This window comes from Mycobacterium sp. NPDC004974, assembly GCF_053600815.1.
Window position 1 is genome coordinate 348,074 of sequence record NZ_JBSGAQ010000003.1, and the last position, 23,040, is coordinate 371,113.

27 protein-coding genes are annotated in these 23,040 nt (G+C 66.7%); 11 read left to right on the forward strand and 16 right to left on the reverse strand.

Annotated elements, in window-relative coordinates; genetic code table 11:
• Positions 1–22 precede the first annotated feature (22 nt).
• Entirely contained in the window at positions 23–625 is a 603-nt protein-coding gene (locus tag ACWEFV_RS09815; RefSeq protein ID WP_450070021.1) for a TetR/AcrR family transcriptional regulator, read from the forward strand.
• A gap of 13 nt (positions 626–638) precedes the next feature.
• Here ACWEFV_RS09815 and ACWEFV_RS09820 read toward each other — a convergent pair whose 3' ends face one another.
• The 5 genes from ACWEFV_RS09820 to ACWEFV_RS09840 all read right to left on the reverse strand — a co-directional run bounded on the left by ACWEFV_RS09820 (position 639) and on the right by ACWEFV_RS09840 (position 4,976).
• Positions 639–1,895 carry a WS/DGAT domain-containing protein gene (locus tag ACWEFV_RS09820; protein ID WP_450070022.1) on the reverse strand — a complete coding sequence of 419 codons (1,257 nt, stop codon included), beginning with the start codon at positions 1,893–1,895 and terminating at the stop codon, positions 639–641.
• Complete coding sequence (locus ACWEFV_RS09825; protein ID WP_450070023.1) at positions 1,885–2,790, reverse strand: alpha/beta fold hydrolase; 906 nt, start codon at positions 2,788–2,790, stop codon at positions 1,885–1,887. Before ACWEFV_RS09825 ends, ACWEFV_RS09820 begins: the two co-directional genes overlap by 11 nt.
• Positions 2,787–3,590 carry a hypothetical protein gene (locus ACWEFV_RS09830; protein ID WP_450070024.1) on the reverse strand — a complete coding sequence of 268 codons (804 nt, stop codon included), beginning with the start codon at positions 3,588–3,590 and terminating at the stop codon, positions 2,787–2,789. The genes ACWEFV_RS09825 and ACWEFV_RS09830 overlap by 4 nt, the downstream gene beginning before the upstream one ends.
• On the reverse strand, positions 3,587–4,213 hold the full coding sequence (locus tag ACWEFV_RS09835) for an Mce protein (protein ID WP_450070025.1): 627 nt from the start codon (positions 4,211–4,213) through the stop codon (positions 3,587–3,589). Before ACWEFV_RS09835 ends, ACWEFV_RS09830 begins: the two co-directional genes overlap by 4 nt.
• A gap of 127 nt (positions 4,214–4,340) precedes the next feature.
• Positions 4,341–4,976 carry a TetR/AcrR family transcriptional regulator gene (locus ACWEFV_RS09840; protein WP_450070026.1) on the reverse strand — a complete coding sequence of 212 codons (636 nt, stop codon included), beginning with the start codon at positions 4,974–4,976 and terminating at the stop codon, positions 4,341–4,343.
• A 94-nt stretch (positions 4,977–5,070) separates the two neighbouring features.
• On the opposite strand from ACWEFV_RS09840, the gene ACWEFV_RS09845 reads away from it, so the two are divergent.
• Together ACWEFV_RS09845 and ACWEFV_RS09850 are read left to right on the forward strand one after the other, a co-directional pair.
• Complete coding sequence (locus ACWEFV_RS09845) at positions 5,071–5,949, forward strand: alpha/beta fold hydrolase (protein WP_167857950.1); 879 nt, start codon at positions 5,071–5,073, stop codon at positions 5,947–5,949.
• Positions 5,946–8,879: an aminotransferase gene (locus tag ACWEFV_RS09850; RefSeq protein ID WP_450070027.1), complete on the forward strand. Its 2,934-nt coding sequence runs from the start codon at positions 5,946–5,948 to the stop codon at positions 8,877–8,879. Before ACWEFV_RS09845 ends, ACWEFV_RS09850 begins: the two co-directional genes overlap by 4 nt.
• 25 nt (positions 8,880–8,904) lie before the next feature.
• Here the strand turns inward: ACWEFV_RS09850 and ACWEFV_RS09855 are convergent, their stop codons facing one another.
• Positions 8,905–9,075: a hypothetical protein gene (locus ACWEFV_RS09855; protein ID WP_450070028.1), complete on the reverse strand. Its 171-nt coding sequence runs from the start codon at positions 9,073–9,075 to the stop codon at positions 8,905–8,907.
• A 41-nt stretch (positions 9,076–9,116) separates the two neighbouring features.
• Here ACWEFV_RS09855 and ACWEFV_RS09860 point away from each other — a divergent pair, with 41 nt between their 5' ends.
• Complete coding sequence (locus ACWEFV_RS09860) at positions 9,117–9,797, forward strand: guanylate cyclase (RefSeq protein WP_450070162.1); 681 nt, start codon at positions 9,117–9,119, stop codon at positions 9,795–9,797.
• Positions 9,798–9,919: 122 nt separating this feature from the next.
• On the opposite strand, the gene ACWEFV_RS09865 is transcribed toward ACWEFV_RS09860, so the two are convergent.
• Positions 9,920–11,113, reverse strand: coding sequence for an integrase core domain-containing protein (locus ACWEFV_RS09865; protein WP_450070029.1), 1,194 nt, complete (start codon positions 11,111–11,113; stop codon positions 9,920–9,922).
• Positions 11,114–11,440: 327 nt separating this feature from the next.
• On the opposite strand from ACWEFV_RS09865, the gene ACWEFV_RS09870 reads away from it, so the two are divergent.
• On the forward strand, positions 11,441–11,851 hold the full coding sequence (locus ACWEFV_RS09870; protein ID WP_135457500.1) for a hypothetical protein: 411 nt from the start codon (positions 11,441–11,443) through the stop codon (positions 11,849–11,851).
• 42 nt (positions 11,852–11,893) lie between these two features.
• Here ACWEFV_RS09870 and ACWEFV_RS09875 read toward each other — a convergent pair whose 3' ends face one another.
• Genes ACWEFV_RS09875 through ACWEFV_RS09885 form a run of 3 tightly spaced genes read right to left on the reverse strand, consistent with a single transcriptional unit; the run spans position 11,894 to position 13,541 of the window.
• Entirely contained in the window at positions 11,894–12,292 is a 399-nt protein-coding gene (locus ACWEFV_RS09875; protein ID WP_450070030.1) for a hypothetical protein, read from the reverse strand.
• Between the two features lie 41 nt (positions 12,293–12,333).
• Positions 12,334–13,080 (reverse strand): class I SAM-dependent methyltransferase, encoded by a 747-nt coding sequence (locus ACWEFV_RS09880; protein ID WP_450070031.1) that lies wholly within the window; start codon positions 13,078–13,080, stop codon positions 12,334–12,336.
• Positions 13,081–13,118: 38 nt separating this feature from the next.
• On the reverse strand, positions 13,119–13,541 hold the full coding sequence (locus ACWEFV_RS09885) for a hypothetical protein (RefSeq protein ID WP_450070032.1): 423 nt from the start codon (positions 13,539–13,541) through the stop codon (positions 13,119–13,121).
• Positions 13,542–13,687: 146 nt separating this feature from the next.
• Here ACWEFV_RS09885 and ACWEFV_RS09890 point away from each other — a divergent pair, with 146 nt between their 5' ends.
• Positions 13,688–14,056, forward strand: a complete 369-nt coding sequence (locus tag ACWEFV_RS09890; RefSeq protein WP_450070033.1) for a VOC family protein — start codon at positions 13,688–13,690, stop codon at positions 14,054–14,056.
• Positions 14,057–14,095: 39 nt separating this feature from the next.
• Here ACWEFV_RS09890 and ACWEFV_RS09895 read toward each other — a convergent pair whose 3' ends face one another.
• A complete protein-coding gene (locus ACWEFV_RS09895; protein WP_450070034.1) occupies positions 14,096–14,863 on the reverse strand; it encodes a hypothetical protein in 768 nt (255 codons plus the stop codon).
• Positions 14,854–15,777 carry an alpha/beta hydrolase fold domain-containing protein gene (locus ACWEFV_RS09900; protein WP_450070035.1) on the reverse strand — a complete coding sequence of 308 codons (924 nt, stop codon included), beginning with the start codon at positions 15,775–15,777 and terminating at the stop codon, positions 14,854–14,856. The genes ACWEFV_RS09895 and ACWEFV_RS09900 overlap by 10 nt, the downstream gene beginning before the upstream one ends.
• Before the next feature lie 128 nt (positions 15,778–15,905).
• On the opposite strand from ACWEFV_RS09900, the gene ACWEFV_RS09905 reads away from it, so the two are divergent.
• Both ACWEFV_RS09905 and ACWEFV_RS09910 read left to right on the forward strand, forming a co-directional pair.
• Positions 15,906–16,286 (forward strand): nuclear transport factor 2 family protein, encoded by a 381-nt coding sequence (locus tag ACWEFV_RS09905; protein ID WP_450070036.1) that lies wholly within the window; start codon positions 15,906–15,908, stop codon positions 16,284–16,286.
• Between the two features lie 93 nt (positions 16,287–16,379).
• Entirely contained in the window at positions 16,380–16,721 is a 342-nt protein-coding gene (locus ACWEFV_RS09910) for a hypothetical protein (protein WP_450070037.1), read from the forward strand.
• Between the two features lie 49 nt (positions 16,722–16,770).
• Here the strand turns inward: ACWEFV_RS09910 and ACWEFV_RS09915 are convergent, their stop codons facing one another.
• The 3 genes from ACWEFV_RS09915 to ychF all read right to left on the reverse strand — a co-directional run bounded on the left by ACWEFV_RS09915 (position 16,771) and on the right by ychF (position 18,844).
• On the reverse strand, positions 16,771–17,283 hold the full coding sequence (locus ACWEFV_RS09915; RefSeq protein WP_450070038.1) for an OsmC family protein: 513 nt from the start codon (positions 17,281–17,283) through the stop codon (positions 16,771–16,773).
• Between the two features lie 177 nt (positions 17,284–17,460).
• Positions 17,461–17,760, reverse strand: coding sequence for a putative quinol monooxygenase (locus ACWEFV_RS09920; protein WP_450070039.1), 300 nt, complete (start codon positions 17,758–17,760; stop codon positions 17,461–17,463).
• A gap of 10 nt (positions 17,761–17,770) precedes the next feature.
• On the reverse strand, positions 17,771–18,844 hold the full coding sequence (gene ychF / locus ACWEFV_RS09925) for a redox-regulated ATPase YchF (RefSeq protein ID WP_450070040.1): 1,074 nt from the start codon (positions 18,842–18,844) through the stop codon (positions 17,771–17,773).
• An 84-nt stretch (positions 18,845–18,928) separates the two neighbouring features.
• Here ychF and ACWEFV_RS09930 point away from each other — a divergent pair, with 84 nt between their 5' ends.
• Positions 18,929–20,131 carry a DUF6542 domain-containing protein gene (locus ACWEFV_RS09930; protein ID WP_450070041.1) on the forward strand — a complete coding sequence of 401 codons (1,203 nt, stop codon included), beginning with the start codon at positions 18,929–18,931 and terminating at the stop codon, positions 20,129–20,131.
• 28 nt (positions 20,132–20,159) lie between these two features.
• Here the strand turns inward: ACWEFV_RS09930 and ACWEFV_RS09935 are convergent, their stop codons facing one another.
• On the reverse strand, positions 20,160–21,173 hold the full coding sequence (locus ACWEFV_RS09935) for a 4-hydroxy-3-methylbut-2-enyl diphosphate reductase (RefSeq protein ID WP_135457516.1): 1,014 nt from the start codon (positions 21,171–21,173) through the stop codon (positions 20,160–20,162).
• Between the two features lie 53 nt (positions 21,174–21,226).
• Here ACWEFV_RS09935 and ACWEFV_RS09940 point away from each other — a divergent pair, with 53 nt between their 5' ends.
• Complete coding sequence (locus ACWEFV_RS09940) at positions 21,227–21,811, forward strand: lipid droplet-associated protein (RefSeq protein ID WP_450070042.1); 585 nt, start codon at positions 21,227–21,229, stop codon at positions 21,809–21,811.
• Entirely contained in the window at positions 21,808–23,037 is a 1,230-nt protein-coding gene (xseA, locus tag ACWEFV_RS09945) for an exodeoxyribonuclease VII large subunit (protein ID WP_450070043.1), read from the forward strand. The genes ACWEFV_RS09940 and xseA overlap by 4 nt, the downstream gene beginning before the upstream one ends.
• The last annotated feature ends 3 nt before the right edge of the window (positions 23,038–23,040 follow it).

The window sequence follows — 23,040 nt, forward strand, 5'->3', positions numbered from 1 at the left end:
GTCCAGGTATAGGCAGATGAAAATGGACCTGCAAGTCCAAAAACTGACCGCCAAGGGCGAGGCCACCCGGCACCGCATCATCGAGGGCGCCGCCGAAGTGATCCGCAGCAACGGTGTCGCCGCCACCACGCTCGACGACATCCGCGCCCACACCCAGACCTCGAAGAGCCAGCTGTTCCACTACTTCCCCGACGGCAAGGACCAGCTGTTGCTCGCCGTGGCCGAACGCGAAGCCCAGATGGTGCTGGCGGATCAGCAGCCCTACCTCGGCGAGCTGACCTCGTGGGCGGCCTGGCAACGCTGGCGCGACGCCGTGGTCGAGCGCTATCGCCGCCAGGGCCAGAGCTGCCCGCTGAGCTTGCTGATGTCAGAGATCGGCCGCACCACTCCCGGCGCCCAGGCGGTCACCAAAGCCCTACTGCGGCAATGGCATGACGAGATCTCGGCGGGGATCCGGCACATGCAGTCGCAGGAGAAGATTGCCGCCGATCTGGACGCCGACCGGGTGGGCGCCGCACTGCTGGCCGGGATCCAGGGTGGGGTCAGCGTGATGCTAGCCTCTGGCGACCTGAGTTACCTGGAGTCCGCGCTTGATGTCGGCATCGCAATGCTGCGCCGCGGTTAGACCGGCAGGCCCTTCACAACGCCGCCTCAAGCCGGTCGATATAGGCGTCGATATCCCCGATCGCCGACTCCGCGGCGAACACACTGATCGCGATGGTGTCCCCCACGCCCGTCACGCAGTGGGTGAGCCCCACCATCGGGGACAAGCCCGGAAACGCCGCCGCCAGCCGCACCGGCATACCGCCGAGGCCGAAGTCCGCAGCACCGCAATTCACGCTGGACACCACGGTGTTCCCGGTGACCGTCGCCGACCGCGCATCGGGATTGAACTGACCGATCCCCCACCGCAGCAGCGGGGCCGGCGTGGCGGCGAACGCACGTTCCGAGGCCCGCATCGCCGGGTGTGCGGCGCGTTCCCGGCGCGCCGCCAGTTCAGCGGCGATCGCGTCGCGGCGCTGCGCCACCGGCAGCGAGGGATGCAGGCCCACGCCGACCGTGCCGAAATGGTTGTACGCCTGCCGCGGACCGGATTTCGCCATGGTCACCTCGGCGCCCAGGGTGGCCGGATCCGTCCCCAGCTCACGGAGCTGACCGGCCAGGGCTTCGGAGATCCCGGCCAGTGCACACACCGTCACGGTGGCGCCCGACAGCTGCGCTCGATCCCGGACGAGCGTCCGCATGCTGCGTACGCCCGAGGGACGGTCGTTGGTCCTGATCGGCGGACGTGACGTGGCGGCCGGCGGCACCCGCCCGGCCTCGGTGTCGGCTACCAACTGCCGGTGGGCCCGGGCCGCTTCGATGCTGCGCCACGGCAACATCGCCGGGTGGCCGTACACCGGCGCCACCGGCGCCACCGTTCCCGGGCGGCCGAACATGACCGCCGCCGGGCCGCAGGTGCGCCCGCCGCCGCCGAGGGCATGGGTGATCTGCAGGACCGCCACGGTGCCGGCGCCGGCGACACCGGGCATCCCCTCGACTCCGGGGAACACGTGTAGCCGCCACGGCAGCACCCGCGCATCGAGTTGATCGTCCACCAGTCCGCTCACGGCGGCCAGGCAGCCCAGCCACGTCGAATCGTCGAGATGATGTACCACGAACCGGGATTCGTCGACACGGGACGGCACCCAGGCCGGGTAGTGCAGCCGAGAGGTGTCGTCGATGCGTTGCGACAGATCCGGGCTGATGCGGGCATTGGCCGCCAACTCGCCGAGTGCCGCCTGCAGGTCGGCGGGCACACCGTCGAATCCGTAGAGCAGAAAGGTGTCGTTGGGCATCCTGGACGACATCCAGAACATCTGCGCATCGACCGCAGTGAGTCGGTTAGCCGGCACGTCCGACGAAGTCCAGGATGCGGGCGGCTGTGATGTCGGGCTGGTCGAGTTGCAGGAAGTGACCGCCGGATTCGACGACGTGGGCATCGCTGCCCGCCGGCAGCACCTCGCGCACCCATCGGATGTAATCCGGTGCGGCACAACCATCGTCAGTGCCATGGAGGTACAGCGACGGCAACACCGGCGGCAGCAGCCAGTGCTTGTGCGGCTCGGCGTACTGTGCAGGCGGTTTGCTCATGCGGATCGTGGCCCGGTAGTAGCCCAGCGCGGCGCGCCACCGGTCCGGTGCACCGATCGCGGCGTCGACATGACGCAGGTCCTCGGCCGCGTCGTATCCCGGCGACCACGTCTTCCACAGCCGGGGCACCACCCAGGATGCCGAACGCTGAGGAAGCCAAGGTAATTGGAAGTACATCATGTACCAGCTGCGCAGCGCCTGACGCGGCAACTGGGCCAACAGCTTTCCGGCATCGGGCACCCGACCCAACGGCTGAAACGACGCCAACGGCGGCACCGACATGATCACGGCCTTCGTGAACGGGTTGTCCGGCAGCGCAGCCACACCCGATGCCGCCATGGCCCCCCAGTCATGGCCGATGATGACATCGCGTCCGGTCGGCCCGACCGCCTGCAGCAGGCGCAGCGCGTCGTCCATCAGCGCCCCGACGTGATAGCTCCCGTCGGCAGGAACCGACGAGGGCAGGTAACCGCGCATGAACGGCGCAACCACTTTCCAGCCGGCCTCAGCCAGAACCGGCGCCACCTTGCGCCAGCCGTAGGCCGTGTCGGGAAAGCCGTGTAGACACAACGCAACCGGGCCATCATCAGGCCCCCACGCCAGCGCCCGCAGGTGCACCGCGGGGGTGGCGACATCGATCCAGCGCGGCTCGGTCACAGCGGCACCGGTTCGTACTCGGACATGAGCCAGCGGTCATCGACTTTGACCATGGTGGCCCGGGCAACCGACGGGGTCTTCTGCGGCATGTGGTTTCCGACCTGGACGCTCTGGTTGACGAACAACACCAGTTCGGCGCGATCCGGCTTGGCACTCACCACCCCCGCGCGCAACACCTCTGCTACGGCCGCAATCTGCTGAGCATGCGCCGCCGGGATGACCTCACCGATCATCGCGCTATAGGTGCCGAGGAATTCCCCGGTCATCCGGTCGCGGGCCGCCGTGAGCTGCTGCTCGGCTGTCTCAGTCTCATACGACAGCATCTCGGCGGTGATCTCTTTGGCCGCCTGAACCGATTCGTTTCGGGCCGTGTCGCTTTCAGCCTGCGACACGGTCAGCCACCGCAACACCGCGCAGGTCAATGCCAACACCAGCGCGACGGTCGCCAGCACCACCGGCAAGCCGACCCGCGAGCGGGCGCGCGACGGCGTGGCTTCGGCGGGCTCGTCAGTGGGCTCGTCAACGGGCTCATCGGCGGGCTCGTCAATAGGCTCGTCCTCAGCCTCGCCCTCAACGTCGTCGGACTCGGCGGTGTCGGTCGCCGCGGCGTCGTCCGTGTCGGCGTCGACCGTTTCCTGGACTACCGCCTCGGCCTCAGCCGCCTCCACCGCTTCGGCTGGTTCCGCAGCGCTCGTGCCTTCGACGGTCTCCGGCCCGGGGCTTGCCTGTTCGACAGTCTCCACTGGATCCGCGGCGGCCTTACGGCGCCCGGCCGGCGGCATCTTGTGCCGGCCGCTCACTGGATGAACTCCACGTTCGAAACCTTCGCTTTGCCTTCAATGTCCTGCACCGTCAGCACCATTCGCCACACCTGGGGCTTCTGTTCCGGCACGCCCGCATTCGTCGACCGAACGGTCACCGACACGAGGACATCCGCCTTGTCGTTCGAGTAGGACTCCAGCCCCGATGAGGTCACCGTGCCCACCGACTTCGACTTGATCTGCTTGACCACGTCGAGGAACGACTTCGAACGCCGCTCGAAGTCGTCGTAGAACTTCCCGGTCGAGATGTCCAGGACTCGCTGGATGTTGTCTTCGGCGTGCTCCCAGTCGATGGTGGTGAGGTTCGTCGCGCCCTCCCGCGCGGTGTCCACGAACATCGCGCGTCGCTGCTGTTCGTGATGGGCCTGGTAGAAGCCATAGCCCAGCCAACCGGCCAGCGCCACGAGCCCGACGACGAGCACCCCTCCGATAACCCCCGCGAAAGGAAAGTGCAGCCGCTTCGGGGCCGCGTCGTCGGCTGCCACCGCAGGTTCTGTGCACTCAGCCTCAGGTTCGACGACCTCGGCTTCGGGGGCGGACTGGCTCGACTCGTCGGCCTCGGTCAGCTCGACCGGCTCGGCGTCGGCGCTGTCGTCTGCCATACATCTGCTCCTCGGTGGCACTGCGTGGTGCGTGCAAAGGCACGCGTGCGGTCCAAAGTACGTGGCACCGGTCACACCGTCAGCAGCGGTACCGACAGTCCCGGGAAGACCTGCGGGCGCGTTCGCGCTACGCGCCGCCGGACTCTGCGCATGGGATCTGGGCCCCCACCGCGCGCAGCGCAAAGTCCACGACCTCGCCCTGCGCGACCTCGCACTCGCCGTCGGAGCACAGTCGCGACATCGCGTGGCTGACCACCGCGCCGATGGCAATCGCGTCCTGCTCCGGTTTGGCCAACGGGAACGATCCGTCGTCCAGGCCCCGGCGCAGGATCGCCGCCAGCGACCGCTCACGGTCGTCGTGCCACTGCTCGCGGGCCGCGCGATAGCCCTTGGCTGCGCGGACCTCGTCCGAATCGAGCACGGTCATGTGCATGTTCAGCCGCGCGTCCTGCAGCAGACCGAAAATCTGACCGAGCCAGACTCGCAGTTGATCGCTGGGAGGTCCGTCGAAATGCTCGGCGATCCAGTCCAGCCGGCGGGCCAGCGAGTCACCCTCGCCCCGCATCATGGCCAGGAACAGCGCGTCCTTGGATTCGAAGTGCCGATAGAACGCGCGGGTCGACAATCCCGCCCTGGCCAGCACGGCAGCCACCGGCACCGCACCGGTGTGGGGCTCGGACAGGCAGCTGAAGGCGGCTTCGATGACCGCGTCGCGCTCGCTGACGTCGCCCACCACCTCATTCGCCTCGATACCTGGCTGCACGATTGACGATTCTAGGAACGGCACGCTTGTCCGGGTCGCAGATGCGGCGAAAACCCACGTGGGTAACGTGACCTCCCGGGGCCTGGCGAGAGGAATGTCCGTGAGCACCGGGAAAACCGAGCACAGCGATTCGCGCACCGTCACGTTCCGGGGAGTCGACGACCTGAACCTGGTCGGCGACGAATGGAACCGGGACGCCGCGTCCACCGCTGACCGTCCCACGGTCCTGCTGCTGCACGGCGGCGGGCAGAACCGGTACTCCTGGAAGAACACGGGGCAGATCCTGGCCGATCGCGGGCTGCACGTGATCGCACTCGACGCACGTGGTCACGGCGACAGCGACCGCTCACCCAGCGCGAACTATTCGGTGGAAGCGCTCTCCGCCGACGTGCAGCATGTGCTGTACCAGATCGGGCGCCCGGTGGTGCTGATCGGAGCCAGCATGGGTGGGCTGACCAGCATCCTGGCCGCGCACGAGGCCGGCCCGGAGCTGGTGACCAAGCTGGTCCTGGTCGACGTGGTGCCGCGGTTCGAGAAAAGCGGCAGCGCCCGCATCCGCGATTTCATGTTCACCAACGTGAACGGCTTCGATTCGCTGGAGGAGGCCGCCGACGCCGTCGCGGCCTACCTGCCCTACCGCGCCAAGCCGCGCAGCCCCGAGGGGCTGAAGAAGAACCTGCGACTGCGCGACGGGCGCTGGTACTGGCACTGGGATCCGGCCTTCCTCACCAAACCCGAAGACGACCCGTTCATGCGGGTGGAGAAGCTCGAACAGGCAGCGATCAACCTGAGCATCCCGATCCTGCTGATCCGGGGCAAGCTGTCCGATGTGGTCAGCCCCCAAGGTGTGCAGGACTTCCTGGACAAGGTGCCCGCCGCGGAGTTCGTCGAGTTGTCCGATGCGGGGCACACCGCCGCCGGAGACGACAACGACGCGTTCTCCGAGGTGGTCGTGGAGTTCGTCGGACGGTGAACGCCGAGCGTGACACCATCGGCTTCAACTTTCTGCGCGAACCTGAGCTGCCCGCCCCTCAGGTCACCGACCAGCAGGCCCGCGACATCCTGGCCGCCCACTTCGGGCTGCACGCGAATGTGAAATCGCTGGGCAGCCAACAGGACAAGAACTTCCTGGTCGACGCCGGCGCGACGATTGCCGGCGTACTGAAGATCGCCAACCCGGCGTTCAACGAGATCGAGCTGACTGCTCAGGAGCTGGCCGCGGACCTGATCGCAACGGCGGAGCCGGATCTGCGGGTGGCCCAGTCGTTGCCCAACCGGCACGACGAGAAGCTCACCGCGGTAACCGGTCTGGGCTCGAACGGCACCACCTATGTCCGGCTGCTGCGGCACCTGTCCGGCGGGACGCTCATCGAGTCCGGGTATCTGCCGCCGGCCACGGTCGCTGAGCTCGGCGCACTGGCCGGGCGGGTGAGCCGGGCATTGGCCGAATTCCGCCATCCCGGTCTGGACCGCGCGTTGCAGTGGGACCTGCGCTTCGGGGCCGAAGTGGTGCGCGGGCTGGTCTCCCATGTCGACGATGGCGCCGCACGCTCCCGGCTGCAGGCCGCGGCCGATGACGCGTGGGCACACATCGAGCCGCTGGCCGACGCCCTGCCCCGCCAGGCCGTGCACATGGACCTCACCGACGCCAACGTGGTGGTGTCCCACGGCATCGGCGGTGTGGTGCACCCCGACGGGATCATCGACCTCGGCGATCTGTCCGACAGCTGGGCAGTCAGTGAACTGGCCATCACCCTGTCCTCGGTACTGCAGCACCCGGGCAGCGATCCGACGTCCGTGCTACCCGGGATCCGGGCTTTCCACGCCATCCGGCCGCTGAGCGTTGCCGAGGCAGAAGCGTTGTGGCCGTTGCTGGTTCTGCGCACCGCGGTACTGATCGTCAGCGGGGCACACCAGGCCGGCTTCGATCCGGACAACGACTACCTCACCGAGCAGTCCGACGGCGAGTGGCAGATGTTCGAGCGCGCCACCTCGGTGCCGATCGACGTGATGACCGCGTTGATCAAGGCTGACCTGGGCCTGTCGTCTCCGCCCGCGCCGGTGCGGGTCACCCGCCCGATGATGGCCACACCGCAATCGGTGACGACACTGGATCTGTCCGCGACCGCCGACGATCTGGACGATGCGTTTCTCGCCGGCGGCTGGCTGAGGCCCGGCGTCGAGGACGAATTGGCCAGGGCCGCAATCGATGGCGGCTCAGATCTGGTGGTGACGGCGTTCGGCCAACCACGGATCTCGCGGGCCCCGGCGTTGAGCCAGGAGGAGCCCGCGGTGGTGCCGACCGGGCTCAGCATCTGGCCGGCGGAGCGGTTGGAGTTGGCCGCACCGTTCGACGGTGAGGTCATCGACCGTTCGTGGGATTCGGTGACGCTCCGGGGCGCTGAGTACGAGCTGACGCTCACCGGCATCAGTTCCGCTTCTGGCGCAGGCGATGCTCTGGGCATGGCCGAGCCGGGCCGGTGGACGCACGTGGCGCTGCGGCCGATCGGGGCGCCCCGCGCCCCTGAACTGACCACGCCCGGCCTGGCGCCGGGATGGCTGGCGTGCGTGCGTGATCCGCGGCCGCTGCTGGGGCTGTCGCCCCTCGATACCGAGCCGGCCGACGTCGACCTGATGGCCAGGCGGGACCGGGCGTTTGCGCCTGTGCAGGAGCACTACTACCGTCGACCGCCGCGCATCGAACGAGGGTGGCGGCACTTCCTGATGTCCACCAGTGGGCGTTGCTATCTGGACATGGTCAACAACGTCACGGTGTTGGGCCATGCGCATCCGCGGGTCGCGGCGGCCGCAGCCCGCCAGTTACGCAAGCTGAACACCAACTCGCGGTTCAACTACGCCTCCGTCGTCGAGTTCAGTGAACGCCTTGCCGGGCTGCTACCCGAGCCTCTGGACACGGTGTTTCTGGTCAACTCCGGGTCCGAGGCCAGTGATCTGGCGTTGCGGCTGGCCACCGCGGCGGCCGGCCGCCCCGATGTCGTGGCGATGCGCGAGGCGTATCACGGCTGGACGTACGGCACCGATGCCGTGTCGACCTCCACCGCCGACAACCCCAATGCGCTTACCACCCGGCCGGATTGGGTGCACACCGTCGAATCGCCCAACAGCTTCCGCGGCAAGTACCGCGGCAGCGAGGTGGGCCGCTACGCCGTCGACGCGGTGGCCCAGATCGAGGGTTTGATCGCGGACGGGCGTGCCCCCGCGGCATTCATCTGTGAGACGGTCTACGGCAATGCCGGCGGCATGGCCCTGCCCGACGGATATCTGCAGCAGGTCTATGCGACGGTCCGCGGAGCGGGCGGCTACGCCGTCGCCGACGAGGTACAGGTGGGATACGGCCGTCTGGGTGAATGGTTTTGGGGCTTCCAGCAGCAGGGCATCGTCCCGGACATCGTGTCGATGGCGAAGTCGGTCGGCAACGGTTACCCGCTGGGTGCCGTGGTCACCAGCCGCGAGATCGCCGAGGCGTTCCGCAGCCAGGGCTACTTCTTCTCCTCCACCGGCGGCAGCCCGTTGTCGTGTGCGATCGGGATGACCGTGCTCGACGTGCTGAATGACGAAGGGCTGCAAGCCAACGCGGCCCGCGTGGGGGCGCATCTCAAGTCACGGCTGGAAGAGCTGGCCACCCGGCATCCGCTCATCGGCACCGTCCACGGCGTCGGCCTGTATCTGGGTGTCGAGATGATCCGTGACCCCCAGACCCTGGAGCCGGCCACCGAGGAAACGGCGCTGATCTGTGATCGGATGCTCGAGCTCGGGGTGATCATCCAGCCGACCGGCGACCACCAGAACATCCTGAAAACGAAGCCGCCGTTGTGCATTGACGTCGAGGCAGCCGATTTCTACGCCGATGCGCTGGACCGGGTGCTGACCGAAGGTTGGTGAGCGAGACCCGCCCCGACAGGGCGGCTTAGCGCGCCTGCTCAGCCTGTTCGGCCTCGGCCAACCGCTGGTGGAGCCGCTCCCGGATGTCCTGCGGGGTATACGCGTTACGGCGGCGTTGGTCCCGCGCCACCATGACGCCACCCGCGACGACGCCGGCGACACCGGCAAGTCCTACCCACTTCCAGATGCTGCGCATGCTCCAAGTGTGCCTAAGCTTCGCTTGTGAAAGCGAACACCGTGTCGTTGACCAAGGCGCTGGAGGAGACCCGTACCGGTGACATCTGGCTGTTTCGCGGTGGCTCCGGGCCGGACCGGGCGATCCAGACCCTCACCAACAGCCCGGTCAACCACGTCGGGATGACCGTCGCGATCGACGACCTCCCACCGCTGATCTGGCATGCCGAGCTCGGCGACAAGCTGCTCGACATGTGGACGGGTACCAACCACCGCGGGGTGCAACTCAACGATGCCCGCCAGGTCGTCGAACGCTGGGCACACAGCTACGGGCAGCGCTGCTGGCTGCGGCAGCTCACCCCGTTCGCAACTCGCGAGCAGGAGGACCAGCTCCTCAAGGTGATCGCCCGGATGAACGGCACCGCCTTTCCCACCACCGCGCGACTGACCGGACGCTGGCTGCGTGGACGGATACCGATCGTCAGCGATTTCACCCGCGGAATTCCCCTTGTGCACAAGAAGGTTCGCGAGTCCGCCGAACGCAAGAAGGCGCGTAGCCGCCAGGTGGGGCTGGAGACCGCCTACTGCGCCGAGACAGTGGCCATCACGTTTGAGGAGATGGGTCTGCTGACGACCGAGAAGCGCTACAACTGGTTCGATCCCGGCTCGTTCTGGAGCGGTGACGAGTTGCCACTGACCGACGGCTACCGGTTGGGTGACGAGATCTCGGTGACTCTCGACTAGGGAGTGCGGGTCCGCCGGTCTGTGACGTCCTCGGCGGGCTTACACCCAGGGTTACTGTCAGCATTGAGCATGTGGTGTCTCGGGACATCGCTAACACTTTTGTCTCGGGACATCGCTGACACTCATGGTGCCGGTTTGGGTCCGGGTGTGCGGCGGGTTCGCGTGCGTTTGTCGCCGGGCTGATAGATCAGGCGGGGGTTGGCAGTGAACTCCCGCACCAGAACGGTGCCGCTGAAGATGGCAATGTGCTCGCCGTCGCGGATGCTGTCGCACAGGTGGCCGGCCCAGCACACGCCGACGTGGACCTGGTAGGGCGCGACGAACAGGGATCCGTGCTTGGTGACGGCGTGGCGCGTGACCAGCACCGGGGCGGCCAGGGGCCGATTGGCTGGACGGGCCTTGTAGGTGGCGGCGAACGCCTCGGCGGGAGTGGCTCCGCGCAAGGCGCGATGCGGCCGTTGGTGGTTGTAGAACTCACGGAACTCGTCGAGGAGATCGTTGAGTTCGGCGATGGTGGCCGGGGCGGGGTGGGCCCGCAGCCACTTCTTGAGCGTCTGCCACAACCGTTCGATCTTGCCGCAGGTCTGCGGATGAAATGGGCGTGAGTTGATCGTGACGGTGCCCACGGCCCGCAGGTTGGCCTCAAACGAACACTCGAACCCGCGCCATTTGCCGGTGTAGACAAATCCGTTATCAGCCAATGACATTGCCGGAACACCACATTCGGTCATCCCGGTCATCATCACCGACCACACCAACTCGTTGGTGGCATCACCGGGGCCGGCGTGCAGCCCGACCAGGTAGCGAGAGTGGTCGTCGAGGGACCCGGCGATCGCCGCCGGGGCCCCGCAGGCCAGTGCCCATCCGGTCCAATCGGATTGCCAGCACTCGTTCGGGCGGCTGAAGGTGAAGCGCTTGGTGGCCGATTTCGGCCGCTTCTGCGGTTGCGCGACGATCACCCCGTGACGGGTCAGGATCCGCCACACCGACGCACGGGAAGGCACGGCACCGAATCCCTCTCGCTGCAAGGCCCACACAATCGACTGCGGCCCGTAATCCGCCCCGGCTTCCAGCAGCTGTTTGCGTTCACGCAGGACCACCTCTTCGACTTCGGCGCTGGTCTGGCCCGGACACGACAGCGGCCGCCGTGAGCGTTCCTGCAGCCCGGCCAAACCCTCGTCGAGGAAACGGCGCCGGAACTTGTAGAACGTCGTGCGACTGATTCCCCGCTCACGGCAGAATCCCGCCACGTTCTCCACTTGCCCGACCAACGCCGTCGCAGCGCGAACATCCATCGCCGTCACCTTCTGAGCCATGAACCAATCTGGCCCATAGCCACACTCAGGTGTCAGCGATGTCCCGAGACATCCACCTGTCAGCGATGTCCCGGATCAGAACATGTCAGCATTGAGCAGGAATCCTAGGTGTTGCGCTCCCCTCAAGTTCTGCCCGCCAAACCGCGCCGCGGCATGGCGTCCACCGCCTCCGCACCGCCGCTCAACACCCGATTCGATCGGGGACCTCTCCCCGTCATCGAGCACGGTGCCGGAGAACGCTGTCGCGCGCCCCGCGATCGCGGCACAATTGCCTGGTGAGCATGGCTTCATTGCCAGCAGAGGAGTGCCTCACGAAGGGGACAGACGATGGATCCGGTTACCCGATTAGCGGTCGTCATCGCAGCATCCGGAGGCTTGGCCCTGGCCGGGTTGGGGCTGGGCGTCAGCCAAGCGGACCCGGCCTTCGGACCGAGTTATCAGGGCGGGAACTGCCCCGGCGGGCTCACCTGCACCCATTGGTGTCCGGGTGATCCTCCGATACCGGGAAGTCAGGTCATCACCTGGGACGCCGGCATCTGCCACGATTGGTACTGGAACTCAGAGGGTGTCGTGGACGTCGCCTCCAACACCATCTACCCGTGGAACGGCGTTCCCCATGAGGCTCCGCCGCCGCCGGTTCTGGGCCCGCCACCACCGCCCGCTCCCCCGCAGCCGCTGCCGGCGGATTGCCCGCCCTGGTCCCCGATCCTGGCCCCATCGCGCTGCGGCGGGCTTTAGCTCTCGCCGTTCGACGAGGCGCAAACCAACCTCGGCGCCTGATCAGGCAGAGGCGTCCAAAGCATGCTTCACCAGCGCGACGTCCAGCGTGGGAATGTGAACATCGAATGACCCGGTGGCGCAGGCGAGAACGAACGCGGTGAATTTCGGCCCAATGGCCTTCTCGCCTGATTCCGTCAGCGTCAGCGGCGGGTTGAAAGTGACGGCATTCTTATCCCGGCCGCGCCAGCTCACGGGCTCACCGCGGGTGAGTGAAAGGGTCCCCAACTTGGCCCGGGATGTCGCCCCCGGGGAGCGGAGGAAACAGCTGACCTGCAACGTCGCACCCGACTCAAAGTCGGAGAGATCGGCGGCAGGGTCCGGCCGCTTGCCGGCGAACCATATCTTCAAGACATCGGTGAAGGTCTGCGTACCGGCCGCCCGACGCGTGTTCGACGCCACGAGCGCGGAGTCTAACGAGGTTGGCACTTCACCGCCTGTTGTCACACCGTCCCGCGGGCGGCCCACGCGGTGGCGGCAACGGTGAAGGGTCCGGCGCCAAGATGTTCGCGAGCCACTGATTCGAGACGTGCACGACCGGCGTCATCGAGGCCCTGGACATAGTCGCCAGCGGGACCTACCCCGAATGTGTACGGCTCCCACCACTCCTCGAAGGTCGGATGCACAACGTCGACGGCGAGGGGACGCTCGTCCACGTCACGCAGGCCGGCCGCTTCGAACATCTCGGTCAGGTGTCCCCGGTGCGCCCCGGCGAGTAACGCTTCATCCTCAGCGTCCGGGTCGATCAGGTGAACGCCCTCCCAGAACGGCGCGAGCGCGCCCGTCGGCCCGTCCCACACGCATGCGGCGATGACGCCGCCGCGCCGGGTCACGCGGGCCATCTGCCCGATGCCGACCACCGGATCCGTCATGAAATGCACCACCAACTGCGCCAGAGCAGCATCGAAAGTGGCTGCGTCATACGGCAATTCCTCGGCAGTTCCCCGCCGCGCGTCAATGTCGGGGAAGCGTGCACGGATCGCGTCGACGAAAGGCGGTGACGGATCGATCGCTGCGACTTGGGCTCCCACCGACAGCAACTGGGCGGTCAATGCACCGGGGCCGCACCCCACGTCGAGCACCTTGTCACCGGCGCCGACCCGGGAGAACGACACGAAAGCCTTCGCCAGGGGCTCGGCGTAGCGGCCCATGAAGCGTGTGTAAGCATCCGGCGGGACAACAAACCCCACCAGAAAATGCTACGTCGCAGGCCCCGTCAGGTCTGCGTTCAGACCGGATCCTCGAAGCTGTCCTCGCCGGGCCGCCACACCATCCACGCACCATCGGCGAATCCCGTGAGCATCGCAATCTCGACGTAGACCTCATCCAACTCCGGATGGATCACGACTGTGCCCGTGTCGAGTTCGATGCGAATTCCGATACCTGTCTGCTCGGTAGTCGCCGTCACCGTGCCCGGCGTCAACTTGCGCAGGCTGTCCGCGTACCCGAGGTCGGACTCACGCCAGACCCGACCGGAGCTTTCGACCACCGGCCAGACATAACAGGCGAGGACGGCCGGTTCTCCCCCACCGGCCGCCCCGTCGAACTTCAGGTGCGCGTAGTCGTTGAGGACGATCTCGACCGAATACAGTCGCGCACCGACGAGCCGGGAAAGCAGTTCGTTCGGGATGTACATCGCTGCGAACCTCATGACTCGACCGACACATTCAAAGCACAACTCCACCACATTTCATCGCCGATCACCGTCAGCCATCACTGCCGGTCGAACCGCGGAATCCCTCCCTCCGATGCGGTGGAAAGATCTGTTGGAGTGTCGTCAAGCCCTGGGGAGAACCGATGGCAAACCGCTGGTCTGGAGTGACGATCGATTGCGCCGATCCCATTCGGATGTCGGCTTTCTGGGCCGCGCTGCTCGATATTCCGACGTCCAGCGAGCATGGGGAGGACCCGAACTGGGCGACTGTGGGCTCGCGCTCGGGACGGTTTCCCCGACTCACCTTCCAGCGCGTGCCCGAACCGAAGGTCACAAAAGTGCGCATCCACCTGGACGTGCAAGTAGACGACATCGCGGTGGGCCTCGATCAGGTCGAGGCCCTCGGCGGCCAGTGGTCTGGCATCCGCAACGACTACGACGAGGGTGTCGTTCTGGTCATGCTCGATCCTGAAGGCCACGAGTTCTGCCTGGTCCAGTACTTCGAAGCGTGAGAGGGCAGAACGTCATCAGGCATTGAGGCCGAACTCGATTTACGTCAGCGACCCACGTTGGCGCCGAGTCCAACTCGCCACGAAGTACCCACGGTCTCTCGCTCCCCCGCGCGCATGCAATCGGCCCTCGAATTCGTGCCCCGCAGCGGCTCCGGCCAAGACCCGCCACGGCGCCCGCCCGGTCGTGGCGATGCTGTTTTCACCGAGTCGACCCAGTGCGTCGTCATCGCCTTGCGCTAACGCCCGCATGACTGCCTTGTCGTACACGTCCGCCTCTTTGGCGTGATGTGCCCGGTCCGACGCAGTCATGCACGTCGATCCCTCGCCGATGACGATCATCGCCACCCGCTCGGCACGTCCGGCCAAATCTCGGCCCAGCGCAGCGCAGTCCTCGACCGAGGCATCGAAATCGACCGATTCGAATGCGCAGTGCGAAACGATCATTCCTTTGTCGCCCGGCCTTGACGACCCCATGAGCCAGTAGCCGACGGAAAGAGTCAACGGCAGCGGCTGTGGGTCTTCTGCGGCCTGTCCCCATCCGGAGCTCCAGCGAATGCCACTCGCAAACAGGCTGGGATACGCCCCCGCCGGGTCGAAACTCCGTGTCGAGTCGTCACCGCCGACGACCGCGACCAATTGCGGAGCATCCGGAGACGGTTCATGCCCGCCTCCCACGACCGGAATCTGTAGTCGCCCAACCGCTTCCCGGCAGGCGCCGCGCAGGCGGTTCCACCGGCGACTACGCCCGGCTACGTCCGGGATCAACATCGTCGGGTGCGGGCAGATCGCGGCCGAGATCAGCGCCATGGCATAACTCCGATCCGGCCTCGCAGCCATCCGTCAATCCCGTCCAGAGCAGCTTGCGCCATCGAGGTCGCATGCCCGGTGAACGCATGCGGCGATGCGGGGTAGACCCGCAGATCAACTTCGACACCCGCTGCGGCGAGCCTCGCCGCCATAGCGAGGTTGTCCTCAAGAAGCACGTCCTCTGCACCGATCACCATCAGGACCGGCGGGAGGTCCTTGAGCTCCGCGAAAACGGGCGAGACATCAGGATCGGTGCGATCTGGCACGTCTCCTGCGTATGCACTGAGGAAATACTCGTCAGCGATGAGACGACCCGCCGGCGTCTGCGCGGAGAGATCGAACGTGCCGCACTGAACGACCGCCCCACCGAAGACATGGAGCCCCCGGTCGCGTAGCCGGACCAACGTCGTGACCACAAGTGTGGATCCTGCGGAGAATCCCGTGATGGCCAGCTGTGCTGTGCCGAATCGTGTTTCGGAGTTCTCGGCGAGCCACAAAGCCGCAGTCTCGCAGTCATCCGGGGCTGCGGGCCACGGATGCTCTGGCGCCAGTCGATAGTCGACGCTGACCACCGCGACCCCCAACGTCTCGACGAGACGTCGATTCTGAACGTCACTCCGCGCGGCCGAGCCCAGATAGAAGCCGCCGGTGTGAATCTCAAGCAGCACCCCCGCCGCACGCCGATCCGTCGGGGTGTGAATACGGACAGACACACTTCGCCCGCCGGCGGTCACGGTCTCCACCGAGGGGGATGGCTCACATTCGGCAGGTGTGGGCATCGCGTCGCGGGCGGCGAAAAGCTCACTCAGACTTGTCGGTCCGCGGCCGGATGGCCGCCGCGCGTAGAACGCACGAGACTCGTCGACGAATGCGAGCAACGACGGGTCAGTCAGGGAAGACAGCCGCAGACGCATGCGAACAGCCTACGAACTTGCCGATCGTCAGGTTGAACCGAAATCGGTCAGACGTTGAAGCAGAACGCCACCAGATTGCTGGACCGAACAACATGGCATCGATCAGCGCGCCCGATACGGTTTTTGCCATGGATGAAGACAACCTGCGCACCGCTGTTGAGGCACATTGGGCGTCATCCGACCTGAACGACTTCGACGCCGAGCATCGGATCTACCGGGCCGACGCGGTCCTCGAATATCCCCAATCAGGTGAACGGATCCGCGGGCGGGACAGCATTCAGGCTTCGCGCGAAGCCCAGCCGAATGCCAAACGCTTCACGGTCCGCCGCATCCTCGGTGGCGGTGATCTGTGGATCAGCGAACTCGTTCTGACCTACGACGGGCAGCCGTCATATGTGGTGAGCATCATGGAATTCGTGGACGGTGAGGTCGTCCGCGAGACCCAGTACTTCGGAGATCCGTTCAGCCCCGGGCCATCCCGCACTCAGTGGGTCGAATCGATGGAGTGACCGCGGAGCTCACACGTTGATGCGGAACCCCACCCAGTTACCTCACCTGTCAACATCTCCGCCAGCGTGGCGTTTGGCGCTAAATTTCCACATGTGATCAACGATGTTGACGACTCCGAGGTGATCCGCCAGTGCCTGTGGGCCGCTGTCGACGGGCCTTTCTTCCCCGACTGGGTATTTCATACGTTGATCGGCCTGGATCGCAACGAGGTCCGACGCATCGCAGAAAGCTGGCCAGATTGGGAAGACGAGGACGAGCAGAACCTCGCAATCAACAACGCGCTGAACAACTTGCTCGGGTACCCACATAACCGGTGGGATGTCTGGCACGACTACATCTCAGCTACGGGACCCGAGCTATGTGGCGTGTATGCACGATTTCGCGGTGAGCCGCTGGACCTCTCAACCAAAGGTTACTGCGAGCGCATGAGCTGATACTCGCTGCGCGCATGTTTGCTCGGCGAGCGTGGGCCCTATGCGAGGACTACCCGACTTCCAACGTCGCGCGCACCGGCGTCGTATTCCGGGTCAGATCCAGCACCGGGCAGTGCGCCTCGACGGCCTCATGCAGCTCGCGGTAGCGTTCCTCGGATTCCGGCCCGGTCACCTTAACCATCACCCGGATCTCGCCGAAACCCGCCCGCACACCCTCGTCCAGTCCGAAGAAGCCACGGACGTCGAGGTCGCCTTCGGCACGCGCGGAAATGTCGTCCACTGCGATATCGAGCTTCTCCGACCAGAACCGCCACGTCACGACATGGCAGGACAGCAGTGAGGCCAAGTAGAACTCGACCGGATTCGGGGCCTTGTTCTCCCCACCCAACGCCGGCGGCTCGTCCACCTCAACGCGGTACTGCCCCAGCGTGACCGAGCTGGCCACCGCGCCATGCGCCTGCGCGGCTGCCCGGAACACCACCTTCGCATTGGCTTCGTTTGCCGCGACCGCATCGGCGGTGGCGGCGATTATCCCGGCGAGGTGATTGGTCGATGTCGTCACAAGAAGGCGATAGTAACGACCGGCAAACGGCGTTAGGACCGAGCGTGTGGCTTGGGCACGAAAACCGCGCGGACTGCGTGCACATCCCCACGTTCGACGCATGCCCGGCTACACGTTGAAGCGGAACTCCACCAGATTCCATGGCCGATAAAACATCTGCGCCAACCCTCCAAGGAGTCATTGCGATGTTCCACGGATCGAGTATCGACGTTCGATTCCCGCAGTGACCCGACCCCACTCGCTCGTGGCAACCCGTGCCTGATGCGCATCGAATGCTGCATCGTTGACAAACCGCTCGTCAACTTGCCAGACGTAGAGGTCGTCGGTGCGGTGAACCTCGAACGAAATACATCCTTGCTCGGCACGCGTCAAGTCGATGTGGCGCGACAGATGCCGCTGGACAGTAGCCACCTCGTCATCAGTCGCACACACCAACTGCCCGCTGAGGATGACTTGCGTTGCCAGCTCTCCGAACACAACATGCCCCTTACACGTTGAAGCGGAACTCCACGACGTCTCCGTCGACCATCACGTAGTCCTTGCCTTCCATCCGGACCTTGCCCGCGGCCTTGGCAGCCGCCATCGACCCAGCCTCGACGAGATCGTCGAACGACACGACCTCAGCCTTGATGAAGCCCTTTTCGAAGTCGGTATGGATCACGCCGGCCGCTTTGGGAGCGGTGTCGCCCTGGTGGATGGTCCAGGCGCGCGATTCCTTCGGCCCGGCCGTCAGATAGGTCTGCAGCCGCAGGGTGTGGAAGCCGGCGCGGGCCAGTGCGTCCAGGCCACGCTCGGTCTGCCCGATCGACTCCAGCAGCTCGTTGGCCGACTCGTCATCGAGCTCGATCAATTCCGATTCGATCTTGGCGTCCAGGAACACCGCGTCGGCCGGGGCCACCAGTGCACGCAGCTCGGCCTGCTTCGCCGCATCGGTGAGCACCGACTCATCGGCGTTGAACACGTACAGGAACGGCTTGGTGGTCATCAAATTCAGCTCACGCAGCACCGACCAGTCCTTGCCGGTGGAGAAGAGCGTCTTGCTGTCGTCGAACACCGCCTGGGCCGCGACCGCCGCGTCCAGGACCGGCTTGCGCTCCTTGTTGTTGCGGGCTTCCTTCTCCAGGCGCGGCACCGCTTTCTCCAGCGTCTGCATGTCGGCCAGGATCAGCTCGGTCTCGATCACCTCGATGTCCGAGCGCGGATCCACCCGCCCGTCGACGTGCACCACGTCGTCATCGGCGAACACGCGCACCACCTGACAGATGGCGTCGCACTCGCGGATGTTGGCGAGGAACTTGTTGCCGAGGCCGGCGCCCTCTGAGGCGCCTTTGACGATGCCTGCGATGTCGACGAACGTCACCGGGGCCGGCACGGTCTTCTCCGAGCCGAAGATCTCGGCGAGCTTGTCGAGCCGGGGATCGGGCAGCGGAACCACGCCCTCATTGGGCTCGATGGTCGCAAACGGGTAGTTGGCCGCCAACACGTCATTCCGTGTCAGGGCATTGAACAGAGTCGACTTTCCGACGTTCGGCAAACCGACGATTCCCAGGTTCAGGCTCACAGGGACCACAGTCTAGGCGGGTGTGACGGGCACGCCAGCGCGAGCTGGCAGCACGCGGCCAGACTGAGCCGGTACGGTCTACGTGTGTCAGGACAGCGCGCACAGTCGGCAGTGCCGGCTGACCATCGCTCTGTACACCCGCAATTCGCCGGTGTGCCGTGGTGGGGAGCTGTGCTGATTGCGATCACGGCTACCGCGATCGGCTTTGCTTTCGATGCCGGTTCGGGCAATCGCGAGCTCAGTTCGGTGTTCGCGGTCTGCTATTCACTCGGTTGCATTTTGGCTGTTCTGGTGGTCCAGCAGGCCGGTCTGTTCACGGCCGTGATCCAGCCCCCACTCATCCTTTTCGTCGCCGTTCCCGGGTCCTATTTCCTGTTCCACGGCGGCCAGCTGGCCGGGGTGAAGGACCTCGCGATCAACTGCGGATATCCACTGATCGAACGCTTCCCGCTGATGCTGTTCCTGTCAGCGGCAGTGCTGCTGATCGGACTCGGCCGGTGGTACGTCGGTCTGACATCCCGTCGTGGAGCCGAAGCAGATGGGACGGCCGACTCCAGAACGGCCGAAACAGCCAAGGCCACGCCCGCCGCGGGAATTGTGTCATCCGTCACAGCGAAACTTTCCGGGCTGGTTCTCCGCAAACCCGCCACCGCGTCGACCCGCCGGGAGCGGACGGCCCGGCAGGACGACGCGGCCGATGCCCCGCCACGGCGGCGCCCATCCGAACGGCCCCCGCGCCGGCGTCCGGCCGGCGCAGAGCCCGGCACGGGTGCTGCAGCGGCAGCCGCAGCGGCCTCCGGGCGGCCCCGCGGCGAGCGCAGGCCGACCAAGCGCACCGCAGCGCCGCGCCCCCGCCCGACCCGTGGCGCCGACAGCGATCTCAGCAGCGAACTCGACGGCGCGATGCCCGAGCGGCCGCGGCGGCCCAGGCCCCCGCGCTCAGCCGAGCCGGGAGGCGGCGAGCCGCGCCGGCGGGTGCGGACCCAGCCGCGCGACCCGCGCAAGCAGCCGCCGCCGGAGCGCCGTGACACCGGCTCGTTCGACGCCCCACATGAGCGGCCGCAGCGGCCGCGCCGCCGATTCGACGACTACCAGCCGTTCGAGGATTCCTTCGAGCAGCCCAAGCAGGCACCCAACGGTTCCGGCCGCTCGACGCACCATCCGGTGTCGCGGGTGCGCTACCGCGGTTCTGAGGACGAGGACCACCGGGTGGAGCACCGCATGCGGCCTCGCTCGTCAAAGGGTGCAGCGGCCAGGGGCCGCCACTCCTCGGATCACGACGACTGATCTACGCCTGGTCGACGCCTGACGCCGATCAGGCGCGCGGCGGGCGGATCTCACGCGGCAGCGAGAACACCAACGTCTCGTTGGCCGTGGTGACCGGCTGCACGGTCCCATAGCCGTACTCGGCCAGCCGTTCGAGCACACCGCGCACCAGCACCTCGGGCACCGATGCCCCGGAAGTGACACCCACGGTGGTGACGCCCTCCAACCAGGCCGGGTCGATGTCCTCGGCGTAGTCCACCAGGTGTGAAGCCTGCGAGCCGGCGCCCAGGGCCACCTCGACCAACCGCACCGAGTTCGACGAGTTGCGCGAACCGACCACGATCACCAGCTCGCATTCGGGAGCCATCGCCTTGACGGCCACCTGACGGTTCTGCGTGGCGTAGCAGATGTCGTCGCTCGGCGGATCCTGCAATGTCGGGAACTTCTCGCGTAGCCGGCGCACCGTCTCCATGGTCTCGTCGACGCTCAGCGTCGTCTGCGACAACCAGATGACCTTGTCCGGGTCGCGCACCGTGACCTTGTCCACCGCGTCCGGATTGTCGACGACCTGGACGTGGTCGGGCGCCTCACCGGCGGTGCCGACAACCTCTTCGTGGCCCTCGTGGCCGATCAGCAGGATGTCGAAATCGTCGCGGGCGAACCGCTTGGCCTCGTTGTGCACCTTGGTGACCAGCGGGCAGGTGGCGTCGATGACCTGCAGGCTGCGCTCGGCAGCGGTCTGGTGCACGGTCGGCGCCACACCGTGCGCCGAGAACACCACGATCGCCCCTTCGGGCACTTCGTCGGTCTCGTCGACGAATACCGCGCCGGCCTTGGCCAGCGTCTCCACCACGTGCTTGTTGTGCACGATCTCGTGGCGCACGTAGACCGGAGCGCCGTGCTTCTCCAAGGCGCGCTCCACGGTCTCGACGGCGCGGTCCACACCGGCGCAGTACCCACGAGGCTCGGCCAGCAGGACCCGTTTGCCGGAGACTTGCGAACCACCGCCTGACCTCACCGAGCTGGTGGCACCCGGGATACCCATGTTGATTGTCGGCGGCATGTCTCCAGGGTACGGGCCCACCGCAGCGCCGAGCCAGCCGTAGGCTGTGGGCCATGGGAACTGCACCGTATGGGGTCCGGCTGCTGGTGGGTGCGGCAGCAACCGCCCTGGAAGAAACCCGCAAGTTGCCTCAGACGATCCTGACCTACCCCATGACGGTGGCCAGCCAGGCGGCCAACCTCGTCATGCATGTCCAGCAGAACCTCGCTGAGCTGGTGGTCAAGGGCGACGAGACACTCGAGCAGCTGTTTCCGCCCAAGGACGAGCAGCCCGAGTGGGCCACCTTCGACGAGGATTTCGAGTCCGACCCCGACTCTAAGGACGACGCCGACGGGCCGGCAGCCGGCGACGGCGAGCGGCGCACCGAGGGCCGGTTCGCCCTGTACAGCACCGGAGAGCCCGAGTCGGCCGGCTCGACGAACGGCAAGGCCGGGGGTGCGACCGCCGCAGGTGCAGCACCCGACGTCGCGGGCGAACTCGGCTACGACGCGCTGACGCTGGCGCAGCTGCGCGCGCGGTTGACCGCCCTGCGGGTGGCCGACCTTGAGGCGCTGCTGGCCTACGAGGAGGCCGGCCGGGCCCGCGCACCGTTCGTGACGCTGCTCGCCAACAGGATCACCCGCGCGACCGCGAAGTGACCGAACCGGGCCAATCACCGGAAAACCCCTGGCCGGTCCGCGCCGTGGCGACCCGCGTCGCAAAATGGATCGACCGGCTCGGCACGGTATGGGTCGAGGGGCAGCTGACCGAACTCAAGGTCCGCCCGGACTCCAAGACCGTCTTCATGGTGCTGCGGGATCCGGCAGCCGATATGTCGCTGACGCTGACCTGCCCGCGCGACCTGGTGCGCAACGCCCCGGTCAAGCTGACCGAGGGCACCCAGGTGATCATCTGCGGCAAGCCCAATTTCTACACCGGTCGCGGCACATTCTCGTTGCGGGTCAGCGAGATTCGTGCGGTCGGCATCGGTGAGCTGTTGGCCCGGATCGAGCGGTTGCGCCGGCTACTGGAGGCCGAAGGACTCTTCGATCCGCGACTCAAACGGCCAATCCCGTTCCTGCCCAACACCATCGGTCTGATCACCGGCCGCGCCTCGGCCGCCGAGCGTGATGTCACCACGGTCGCCGGTACCCGCTGGCCCGCGGTGCGCTTCGCGATCCGCAACACCATCGTGCAGGGGCCCAACGCGGTTCCGCAGATCGTCGACGCTTTAGCAGCACTGGACGCTATGCCCGACGTTGACGTGATCGTCCTCGCACGCGGCGGCGGCAGCGTGGAGGACCTGCTGCCGTTCTCGGACGAGACGCTGTGCCGGGCCATCGCCGCCTGCCGCACGCCGGTGGTCAGCGCGATCGGTCACGAACCCGACACTCCCCTGTCCGATCTGGTCGCCGACGTGCGCGCGGCCACCCCGACCGACGCGGCCAAGCGGATCGTGCCCGATGCGGCCGCCGAACAGGCGCTGATCACCGATCTGCACCGGCGCAGCGCCCGCGCACTACGCAACTGGGTACACCGCGAGCAGCACCGTCTGGAGCAGTTGCGCAGCCGCCCGGTACTCGCGCAACCTCTCGCCGGTCTCACCGCGCGGGCAGACGAGATCGCCCGGGCCCGGGCCACCGCCCAACGCGATATCACCCGGTTGATCGCCGCGGGGGCCGACACCGTCGGCCATCTGTCGGCGCGGCTGACCGCGCTCGGCCCGGCGGCGACGCTGGCCCGCGGCTATGCGGTGGTCCAGGCGGTCCCGGAGTCGGGGGCACCGACGGTTCTACGTTCAGTGGCCGACGCCCCGAACGGCACCCGGCTGCGAGTGCGGGTGTCCGACGGAGTGATCTCGGCTGTCAGCGACGGCAGCGAGTAGAGG